The organism is Microcystis sp. M090S1 (assembly GCF_020246295.1).
Classification (GTDB): domain Bacteria; phylum Cyanobacteriota; class Cyanobacteriia; order Cyanobacteriales; family Microcystaceae; genus Microcystis; species Microcystis aeruginosa.
The window spans coordinates 1-10,337 of the sequence record NZ_JADBTF010000447.1 but is presented as its reverse complement, the minus strand read 5'-3'; the positions used below and the strand labels follow the sequence as shown (position 1 = coordinate 10,337).

At 43.1% G+C, this 10,337-nt stretch carries 8 protein-coding genes; 5 read left to right on the top strand and 3 right to left on the bottom strand.

What is annotated here, in order from left to right:
- Positions 1 to 289: 289 nt before the first annotated feature.
- On the top strand, positions 290 to 1,294 hold the full coding sequence (locus IM477_RS19590) for a glycoside hydrolase family 10-like protein (protein ID WP_287733155.1): 1,005 nt from the start codon (positions 290 to 292) through the stop codon (positions 1,292 to 1,294).
- A 169-nt stretch (positions 1,295 to 1,463) separates the two neighbouring features.
- Positions 1,464 to 1,778 (top strand): response regulator transcription factor, encoded by a 315-nt coding sequence (locus IM477_RS19585; protein WP_287733154.1) that lies wholly within the window; start codon positions 1,464 to 1,466, stop codon positions 1,776 to 1,778.
- A gap of 359 nt (positions 1,779 to 2,137) precedes the next feature.
- Here the strand turns inward: IM477_RS19585 and clpB are convergent, their stop codons facing one another.
- Positions 2,138 to 4,756: an ATP-dependent chaperone ClpB gene (clpB, locus tag IM477_RS19580; protein ID WP_287733153.1), complete on the bottom strand. Its 2,619-nt coding sequence runs from the start codon at positions 4,754 to 4,756 to the stop codon at positions 2,138 to 2,140.
- Positions 4,757 to 5,204: 448 nt separating this feature from the next.
- A complete protein-coding gene (locus IM477_RS19575) occupies positions 5,205 to 7,106 on the bottom strand; it encodes a thiamine pyrophosphate-binding protein (protein ID WP_287733152.1) in 1,902 nt (633 codons plus the stop codon).
- 394 nt (positions 7,107 to 7,500) lie between these two features.
- On the opposite strand from IM477_RS19575, the gene IM477_RS19570 reads away from it, so the two are divergent.
- The 3 genes from IM477_RS19570 (at position 7,501) to IM477_RS19560 (ending at position 9,463) form a co-directional block, all read left to right on the top strand.
- On the top strand, positions 7,501 to 7,764 hold the full coding sequence (locus IM477_RS19570; protein WP_002797289.1) for a HypC/HybG/HupF family hydrogenase formation chaperone: 264 nt from the start codon (positions 7,501 to 7,503) through the stop codon (positions 7,762 to 7,764).
- A 145-nt stretch (positions 7,765 to 7,909) separates the two neighbouring features.
- Positions 7,910 to 9,019 carry a hydrogenase formation protein HypD gene (hypD, locus tag IM477_RS19565; protein ID WP_287733151.1) on the top strand — a complete coding sequence of 370 codons (1,110 nt, stop codon included), beginning with the start codon at positions 7,910 to 7,912 and terminating at the stop codon, positions 9,017 to 9,019.
- A 90-nt stretch (positions 9,020 to 9,109) separates the two neighbouring features.
- Positions 9,110 to 9,463 carry a hypothetical protein gene (locus IM477_RS19560; protein WP_287733150.1) on the top strand — a complete coding sequence of 118 codons (354 nt, stop codon included), beginning with the start codon at positions 9,110 to 9,112 and terminating at the stop codon, positions 9,461 to 9,463.
- Here IM477_RS19560 and IM477_RS19555 read toward each other — a convergent pair.
- A complete protein-coding gene (locus tag IM477_RS19555) occupies positions 9,460 to 9,957 on the bottom strand; it encodes an HNH endonuclease (protein ID WP_272081137.1) in 498 nt (165 codons plus the stop codon). The genes IM477_RS19560 and IM477_RS19555 overlap by 4 nt on opposite strands.
- Positions 9,958 to 10,337: the final 380 nt, after the last annotated feature.

The window sequence follows — 10,337 nt, the reverse complement described above, 5'->3', positions numbered from 1 at the left end:
TAAGGCTTTTGACCTGTTAAAATCCGATTTTCGCAGCATTAAAATCGGATTGGGACCCTCAAAAACCTTGCATTATCCTTATTGTAGTACATAAACTGGTACGAAAAGAGAGGGCAACAAAGCCTGAAACGACCGGCTACTGACTCGGAGACTCCTGACTCCTAACCCCACCAACAAACTTTTTCAGCAAACCCTAACTAAATAGGGCCTGCTGATGATGAACTGAATATCAAAAATCGGACTACAATAATGCTATTATCAAATATCTGGGTGGGATTAATCGGCAATCATGGTTAAGTTTAGCAAGTACCTAAAGAGGTTTGGGATTGTTGCTGGAGTGGCTTTTTTGTTGTTGGTTACTCACCGAGCGGCTCCCCGAAAGGCAGTGGAAAATGAGCAGATGAAGGGGGTTTGGTTAACCAATATTGGCACGATATTGTTACATCACACTACGTCCTTAGACGAGGTGTTAAATCATCTTTCGCGATCGGGTTATGACCGGGTGTATTTTAGTGTTTATGGGTTTGGGGGAACACTTTATCCGACTTCCCAGCGTCCGACGAATTGGTTGTTTGTGCCGCCGTTGATCAATCCCTGGAGGGCAGCGGTTAAGGAGTCTTTACGGCAGGGTTTGAAGCCCTATGCTTGGTTTGAGTATGGTTTGATGTTATCCCCTAAGGATCCCATTGCCAAAAAGCATCCGGATTGGCTATTAAAAACGCCCGCAGGGAAGACGGTGGTGGAAACCAATGTCTGGTTAGATCCGGCGAATCCGCAGGTACAAGCCTATCTTTTGGGCAATATGGAAGATATTTTAAAAGAAAAAGATTTGGCGGGGATTCAGTTAGATGATCATTGGGCAGTTCCGCGTGTTTTTGGTAATAAAAGTCAGGCTTTAACGAATTTAACCCGCAAGTTGCACGATCATGTCAAGGCGATTAATCCCAAGTTGGTGGTGAGTCTTTCGCCTAATCCTCACTCTTTTGCGGTGAATAAATATAATCAAAATTGGTTGGCTTGGGTGCGTCAAGGGATTGTGGATGAGGTGGTCTTACAGATCTATCGGAAAACTCCCAATCAGGTGGCGGCAAGTCTTTCGGGATCGGGACTGGCGACAGCTTCCCGGTATGTGCCGGTGGGGGTGGGCTTATATGCGGGTTGGAATCCTGATTTTTCCTTAAAGGGTTTACAGGCTCAGATGAGGACGGTGGAGCGTCAGGGTTATGGCTATTCGTTGTTTTGTTGGGAGTTTGTGGTCATGCGTCATCTTTTTAATCATATTCCTCAGTTTTAACGGGCTAAACAGTAATTGCTTTTGAACAATCAAGATACTCAAGTTCACTTTTTTTGGGTTGTCTGAAATACCCGGTTAATATTATAATTTTTTTATCTCAGTAAATGAATCGGCCATCAGACGCTTATGAGTTTAATTCAAGAAGGAATTAAAAAAATCTTTTGTTGAGGTGGAGCAATTTGAAGTCAACGGTCAATGTTTTATTATTCTCGATGTATCCGGTCAAATTAAATCTTCTGCCCAAGAAATCGCCCAACTTCTCTCGGAAAGAGAATTACAAATTGCCACCCTAGTGGCCCTGGGACAGGCTAACAAACAGATAGCCCATCGCTTACATATTAGTGAATGGACTGTTGCCAGCTATTTACGGCGAATTTTTGCCAAATTAGGGGTAGATAGTCGTGCCGCTATGGTCTATCGTTGTGCCGCTCTAATTCAACTGTTGCAAGCAGATTTCGATGTTCAGGAATTAGCAACTATTTAGGGTTTCATCCCTTATACCCCCCGTCCATTGCATAACACAAACCGAAGAACCGCTTTTGGCTCTTCTCGACTTTGTGTGATAATTTTTGCTTATAGAATCGTGAAATGTTTACGGGGAAAGACTTTTAATACTATTTTACTGAAGAAACTATCAGTATAGACCCCGTTTCCACACAGAAACCAGAAGAGCCCCGCTTTTTTTCAGTGATCAGTGAACTGATAACTGATACAACCTTTCCGATCAAGATGAAATATAACCGAATGTGGTATTGACGACCGGCTACTGACTCCTGACTGCACGAAAAACTTTTTCGGTAAACCCGAAATAATCAAAGGGTGAGCATTGCCCACCCTTGCTAATTAAGCAGTTACTACTTGGGAAGCTAACCGTTTAAAGGTCAATCTTTCATCGGCCACATCGACAAAAATCGTGTCTCCCCCTTTGAATTCGCCGCGCAGAATTGCCTTAGCGATCGGAGTTTCCACATATCTTTGTACTGCCCGTTTTAAGGGTCGCGCACCGTACACTGGATCGTGACCAATTTCTGCTAGATAATCGAGGGCAATATCGGCAAGTTTCAGGGCTAATTTTTGTTCCATCAAGCGATCACTGAGATTGGCTACCTGTAGTTTGACAATCGATCGCAGTTGCGCTTTTTGTAAACTATGGAAAATGATCGTTTCATCGATACGATTGAGGAATTCGGGACGGAAACTATTCCGCATTGCTTCCATCACCCGGGCCTGCATTTCCTCGTAACGAGACTCATCACCAGCCACGTCTAAAATGTATTGAGAACCGATATTACTGGTCATAATAATGATGGTATTTTTGAAATCAACCAGATGACCTTGAGAGTCGGTTAAGCGCCCATCGTCAAGGATTTGTAACATAACGTTAAAAACGTCGGGATGGGCTTTTTCAATCTCATCAAAGAGGATGACAGAGTAGGGACGACGCCGGATTGCCTCGGTTAGTTGTCCCCCTTCATCGTAGCCGACGTATCCCGGAGGCGCGCCCATGAGACGGGAAACGCTGTGTTTTTCCATGTATTCCGACATATCGATGCGAACTAGAGCCTCTTCGGTGTCAAAGAGATTGCGCGCTAAAGCTTTCGCCAATTCTGTCTTGCCAACACCCGTCGGACCGAGAAAAATAAAGCTGGCCGTGGGACGGTGGGGGTCCGATAAACCGGCGCGGGAACGTTGAATCGCTTCGGCCACGGCTGTGACCGCTTCCTCTTGACCGATGACACTTTCGTGTAATTCCTCTTCCAGATTGAGGAGTTTTTCTTTTTCCGATTCGATTAATTTATTGAGAGGAATTCCCGTCCATTTCGAGATAATTTCGGCGATATCCGATTCGAGAACTTCTTCCCTTAATAAACTTTTACCGGTGGTTTGTTTGTCGGCCAATTGAGTTTCTAGGGCGGACATTTGCCGCTGCAGATCGGTTAATTTTCCGAACTTTAATTCCGCAGCGCGATTATAATCATAATCTCGTTCGGCCTGTTGAATTTCCAGATTAACTTGTTCGATCGCTTCTTTAACCCCACGAACTTGATCGATAATCTCTTTTTCCCCTTGCCATTGGGCATTTAATCCCGATTGTTCTTCCTTGAGGTTAGCCAGTTCTTTTTCTAACTTTTCTAACCGTTCTCGCGAAGCTGGATCGTATTCCCTTTGTAGAGAAAGTCTTTCCATTTCTAACTGGAGAATTTTGCGATCAATTTCATCGAGTTCTTCTGGTTTAGAAGTGATTTCCATCTTCAATTTTGCCGCCGCTTCATCAACTAAATCAATAGCCTTATCCGGCAAAAAGCGATCGCTAATATAACGATTAGAAAGCAGTGCCGCTGCCACTAAAGCATTATCGGCAATTTTCACACCATGATGCACCTCATAACGTTCTTTGAGACCGCGAAGAATCGAAATAGTATCGACCACATTTGGTTCATCCACTAAAACCTCTTGGAAGCGTCTTTCTAACGCCGCATCTTTTTCGATATATTTGCGGTATTCATCGAGGGTAGTGGCCCCAATACAATGCAATTCACCCCGGGCTAACATTGGTTTTAATAAATTGCCCGCATCCATTGCCCCTTGAGTGGCTCCCGCACCGACAACGGTATGAATTTCATCAATAAATAGGATGATATTGCCTTGGGAATCGGTGACTTCCTTGAGGACAGCTTTTAATCTTTCCTCAAACTCTCCGCGATATTTTGCTCCCGCAATTAAGCCGCCTAAATCGAGAGAAATGAGAGTCCGATCTAACAAAGATTCTGGCACATCGCGGTTAATAATCCGCTGGGCTAATCCTTCGACAATGGCCGTTTTTCCTACTCCCGGTTCCCCGATTAAAACTGGGTTATTTTTAGTCCGACGCGAGAGGATCTGAATGGTGCGACGGATTTCTTCATCTCGTCCAATTACGGGGTCTAATTTACCTTCCCGTGCCAATTGGGTGAGATCCCGTCCGTATTTTTCTAGGGCCTCATATTTGCCTTCTGGATTCTGATCGGTCACTTTTTGACTACCTCTGACTTGTTGAATAATTTCCTTGAGTTTGTTTTCGGTAAGTCCGAATTCTTGAAAAATATTTTTACCGAAGCGATCATCTTTAGCGTAACCTAAAATCAAATGCTCGATCGAGATAAAGTCATCTCCAAATTCTCGGCGATAATTTTCTGCTCGATCGAGTAAACTATCTAAACTACGACCTAAATAAATCGAGTCGCCAGGGTTAGAGATTTTCGGTTGACGACGGATAAAATCATCGGTTCGATCCCGCAAACGGGCTAGACTAATATTAGCTTTACTAAAGACACTGCCCGCTAATCCCTCCTGTTCCAGTAGGGCTTTCATTAGATGTTCGCTTTCAATTTGTTGCTGGCTGTTCTGTTTGGCAATGTCCGGCGTTTTGACGATTGCCTCCCAAGCTTTTTCCGTAAATTGTTGTGGATTGGTTGGCTGCATTTTCTATAAGAGATTACTTTTATACCCTTGAGACTATTCTAGATTGACCGGTTTGTTGGCTTCTAGGGGCTTACCGTACCTAGTTAAGGGGGATTTCCCCTCAATGGTGCGATTTAAGCCGCTAAAGTTGATCAGCTGTAATGGATTTAAACTGCTTCTGGGAAATTTTAGTACAAATGTTCAATCTCTCAACCAAGCTAAAATCTTAATTATTAAAGATGTCCAGTGATTACTGATTACTGATGACTGTTTACAAGGGCCGAATCTAAAACCTAAGTAGGGAGGCACAATTATTTGTAGGATGGGTTAGCGGTAGCGTAACCGATGCAGGCGTTGGGTTTCATGCTTCAACCCAACCTACGTTCTGATGACTGTTTACTAATTACTGTTTACTGATAACTGATAACTGATTACTGATTACTGATTAAAGCCCACCCTAAAATACTATCTAAGCGATTAAAGATTTAACTTTACTAATGATACCAACTGGGTCAATACCTTGGTGGGGGAATTGTTCCCATAAACCGCCACAACCTTCATGGTGAGTACCGATATAGGCGTATTTAGGAGTTAAACCGCGTTCGAGTAACCAAGAACCATAACGGCTACCTAAACCCGTACGACGGTTAAATGCTTCTACCACTAAAACAAAGGGAGAACTACCAACTTTAGCGATAATTTCTTCATCCACCACATTGAGAGTCGGTTTATTAATTAAACCCACGTCAACACCTTCTTGTTTTAAGCGTTCCACTGCATCTAAAGCGCGGTATAAACCATCTCCAAAGCTGATGATATAACCGGCAGTGCCTTCCCGAATTACTTCATCTTTTCCGGGGACAAAGGTGTAACCATCGCCAAAGAAATTATTACCGTTAGTATCAAGAATATTGGGAGTTTTAGAACGAGTCGAGAAGATAAAACGTAAACCGGGTTGATGGAAAGTTGCCTCGACACAAGCGGTCATTTGTGCCGCATCGGCCGGGAAATAAAGACGGGTTTCGTAACCGTCATCCAGTCCATTATCGGCAAAGAAATTATTCAAACCAAAGTGACAGGTATTATCCGCCATGTCATCGATACCAGAATGGGAAAAATGACATAAAAGATTAGAATAATTCAAGCGGGCCATGGTGATTTCAGAAATACACATTTCTAGAAAAGCGGCAAAGGTGGCGAAAATTCCCTGTTTACCTTTTTCCATACCAAAACCAGCGGCTGCCGAAAGATTGCCCCGTTCCATAATACCGGAAGGAATAAACACTTCGGGATGTTTATCGTGGATAATTTTCAGACCGCAGGAACCCTCTAAATCGCTATCTACTACTAATACCTTAGCCTTGCGTTCTTCCTCGCTCATTTTGCCTAAAAGACTGACTACTGCTTCACCGAAAACGTTGCGGTTAGAACCCCATTTATCCCCAGAACCGAGGAATTTATAGTCATTAGAAGGCTTCTTAATACTGTTGAGATATTCCACGGCGGCACTGTGTCCTTTTGCCTCTAAATATTTCAAAGCCAAGGGTACAGAAATCACATCATGACCGTGGTTAGAACCTTCTAAACCTTCAATACCGGGACACATGGGACGTTTATTAATAATCGCAATCGGGCCAGGAGTATTAATTGCTTCACAGATATTGCGATACAAACTATCGATATCTTCCCCATCTCCCACTAACACTTTTAGACCATGGCCAACGAGAGTTTTGGCCACATCATAACCGGGTAAATATTTGGAAGGATTACCAGCAATCGTCACATCATTATCATCAATAATCAGCTTAACATTGATGTGTTGAGCCACGGCTAAACGGGCAGCTTCTGCGTCATTGCCTTCCTGTTGAGAACCATCGGAACCTAAACAAAAAACGGTTTTTCCGGGGTTAGCTAAAGCGACACCGTTAACGTAGGGCCACATATGTCCTAAACGGCCAGAACTAAATTTTACGCCGGGGGTTAATCCTAATTCCGGGTGTCCGGGGAGTTTAGAATTAGCCTCGCGGTAGTGCATTAATTGTTCTGGGGGTAAAGAACCTTCTAACGCAGACATGAGATATTGAGTACCGACGCGGTGTCCCGCTTCATCGAAGAAAATTGGTACAAATTGACTAGGTTGACCGCGGAAAAGAGCATCGAGAATCACCACTTCCGGGACGGTATCGTAGGGGCCGCCGGTGTGTCCACCCACACCCCGGGCCGCACCCGTGGCAGTAAAAAAGATGATAGCATCGCGACAAAGTTGGATATTGGCTTTTAGGGCGCTTCTTTGGTCGTCGGTGAGGGTGGGGTTACTGGGGTCGAGACTGATGGGTTTATAGGCGCTCAAATCGATGGGAAAGGCTGTCATTGTCGATTTTCCTTAATGTAGAGAAATAACTATAGTCAGGGAAATCATAGCCTAGAATGTCACCCGATCGATTGATTGAATAATTTCTTATCATTGATGTAGTCCCTAATACAAAAGTTTTACCCCTGCTGGGATAGCGTCCACGGTGCGGGACGGGGGAAATCTTAAAAAAGATACGGGAAAAAAAGCTGTTCTTGAGGGCAATGGTCCAGAATGGCAGCTAAGACCGAGTAAAAAGGGGAAAGGGGAAAGGAAAAAGTAAAAAGGATAACCTTTGACTGTATAGCGTTTCTTAGAGGGATGAAGTATGACCTGATTCTCGGTTGATATTACTGCAATCTCTAGCCAAAAAATCAGCCCATAATTAACAAAAACTAGATTTAAGGTAAAAACTATGTGTTTAGGCATACCGGGACAAATTACGGCAATTATTGATGAAAACCATCATCTGGCTCTCGTCGATGTGGGGGGTGTAAAAAGAGAAGTAAATATCGCTTGTATTGTTGATGAAGACCATCCCGCTAATACTTGTGTAGGGGATTGGGTATTAGTTCATGTGGGTTTTGCCATGAATCGAATCGATGAAGATGAGGCGCAAGAAACCTTAAATTTATTAACACAATTATTGGAATTAGAGGAAGAATTTAATCATAATTAATGTTCTTAATTAGTTAGCCACAAATTAATTCTGTTGTCTATCTTAAGAAATGTAAATTACGGCAATTAATTATTACTGACGACCGACGACCGGCTCCACAATTAACTTTACTTTTGTCCAACCACTTATAGAGAGAAAGCTTGTTATGAAATACGTTGATGAATTTCGTGATCCCGTTAAAGCGGCAGCATTAATTCAACAAATTGAACAATTATCGATAAGAATCTCTGAAAAGCGGGAAAAAGTTACTAAAATTATGGAGGTTTGTGGAGGTCATACCCACTCAATTTTTAGATACGGTATCGAGGCCATACTTCCGGAAACTATCGAATTAATTCATGGTCCTGGATGTCCCGTTTGTGTAATGCCGCGAGGTCGTTTAGATGATGCCATTTTTCTCGCACAACAACCGAACGTAATTCTGACAACTTTTGGCGATACTATGCGTGTCCCCGGTTCCCATTTGAGTCTGCTGCAAGCGCGAGCAAAAGGTGATGATATTCGCATGGTTTATTCTCCTCGCGATGCCTTAAAAATTGCCAGAGAAAATCTCGATAAAGAAGTAATATTTTTAGCATTAGGTTTTGAAACAACCGTTCCTAGCACAGCTTTAACCGTTTTAGAAGCACAAAGAGATGGCATCACTAATTTTAGTTTATTTTCTAATCATGTGGTGATTATTCCCGCTCTGAAAGCCTTGTTAGATAACCCAGATTTACAGTTAGACGGTTTTGTTGGTCCCGGTCATGTTAGCATGGTAATTGGCACAGAACCCTATCAAGTTATTGCCCAAGAATATCATAAACCTGTGGTAGTTTCTGGGTTTGAACCTTTGGATATTCTCCAATCAATTTGGATGGTATTAAAACAATTAGATGAGCAGAGATGTGAGATCGAAAATCAGTACGATCGAGTGGTACAAAATCAAGGAAATAGAGTCGCTTTATCGGCAATCGACCAAGTTTTTGAACTGCGGGATCAGTTTGAATGGCGAGGTTTAGGAGAAATTGCTCAAGGAGGGTTAAAACTGCGAGATGAGTACAGTAGTTTTGATGCGGAGAAGAAATTTACCCTACCCAATCAGCGCGTTAAAGATCACAAAGCTTGTCAGTGTGGCGAAATTCTTAAAGGTGTTTTAAAACCCTGGGAATGTAAAGTATTTGGTACTGCTTGTACTCCCGAACATCCCATCGGTACTTGTATGGTTTCTAGTGAAGGTGCTTGTGCCGCTTATTATAAGTATGGTAGAAATTAGTAAATTTTTTTACTGATTAGGTTCCTTTCCGGTGAGGAAACGCTAGAATTATCACCAGAAGAAATTAACAATCTCTTGGTGATAAAAAAGATGAAGATCAAAAATAATCTGGGTTTATTTGGCTTAACTACCTCTCTGCTGCTAGTTATCGCTTCGGAAATCGTTCTTGCTTCCCAAGAACAAACCCTAGAACTGCAACCAAATCAACCCCCCAGCGCCGATTTTTTCAAACCCGTCACCAATCTAATTAAAGATTTAAACCATCAGGGAGTAACCATCACCGATCCCAATGATCCCATGGCGGTGCGCTACCGAGTCAATTCCCCCTGTGCTGGTTGTTCAGTTTATCTAGGCACGGGAGTTGCCAATCCTCGCACCCAGACTAATAATAATGGCATGGGAATCAATTTTGGTCTTGGTTTCACCATGCCTTTCTCACCCTAAATGCCGATGACATATTTACGCCATTCCTGATTGTGATTCCCCCTGGTGTGCTTTAATAGCTCAAAGTGGAGACTGCTGTAGGGACGACGCGGCTGGGCGCGTAGGGACATATTGGCCTCTTTTGGTGTACGATTGCCCTTATGCACATTACAACGCACACAGGCCGCCACTAAATTCTCCCAGGTGTCACCCCCTCCGCGAGAACGGGGAATCACATGATCGATGGTTAATTGTTCACCTCGGTAGAGACAGTATTGACAGGTGTGATGATCTCGTTCGAGAATATTACGACGGGTTAAAGGAATTTCCTTGTAGGGAACACGGACGTATTGCCTAAGACGGATAACAGAAGGTAGGGGTAAGTCACGACAAACCACTTTTCCGTTATGTTCTAGGGATTCAGCTTTTCCTTTCAACAATAAAACGATCGCACGCCGCCAACTGGTAATATTTAGCGGTTCGTAGGAGGCATTCAACACGAGAACCTTGCTCATAGGTGTCTGGAGATCGCTTGAATTTACCCCGAATGGTAGCACAGATCACTGAGATTGGAACCTATTATTCTAAATCCGTTGAGTATAGATCTGGTAGGGTGCGTGTTTGCGGCGATAATCTCTGACAAAAAAACAAATTAACAATCCGCACCCCACGCACCAACTTGATTATTAAATTGGTGCGTTACGCTTTGGCTAACGCACCCTACGATATTAAATTGGTGCGTTACGCTTTGGCTAACGCACCCTAAGGTTTATGTTTCTGTTTGTGGCGATAATCTCTGATCAAAAACCTAAATTAACAATCGGCTGTAACAGATCAACTTGATTATTAAATTGGTGCGTTACGCTTTGGCTAACGCACCCTACGATTTATGTTT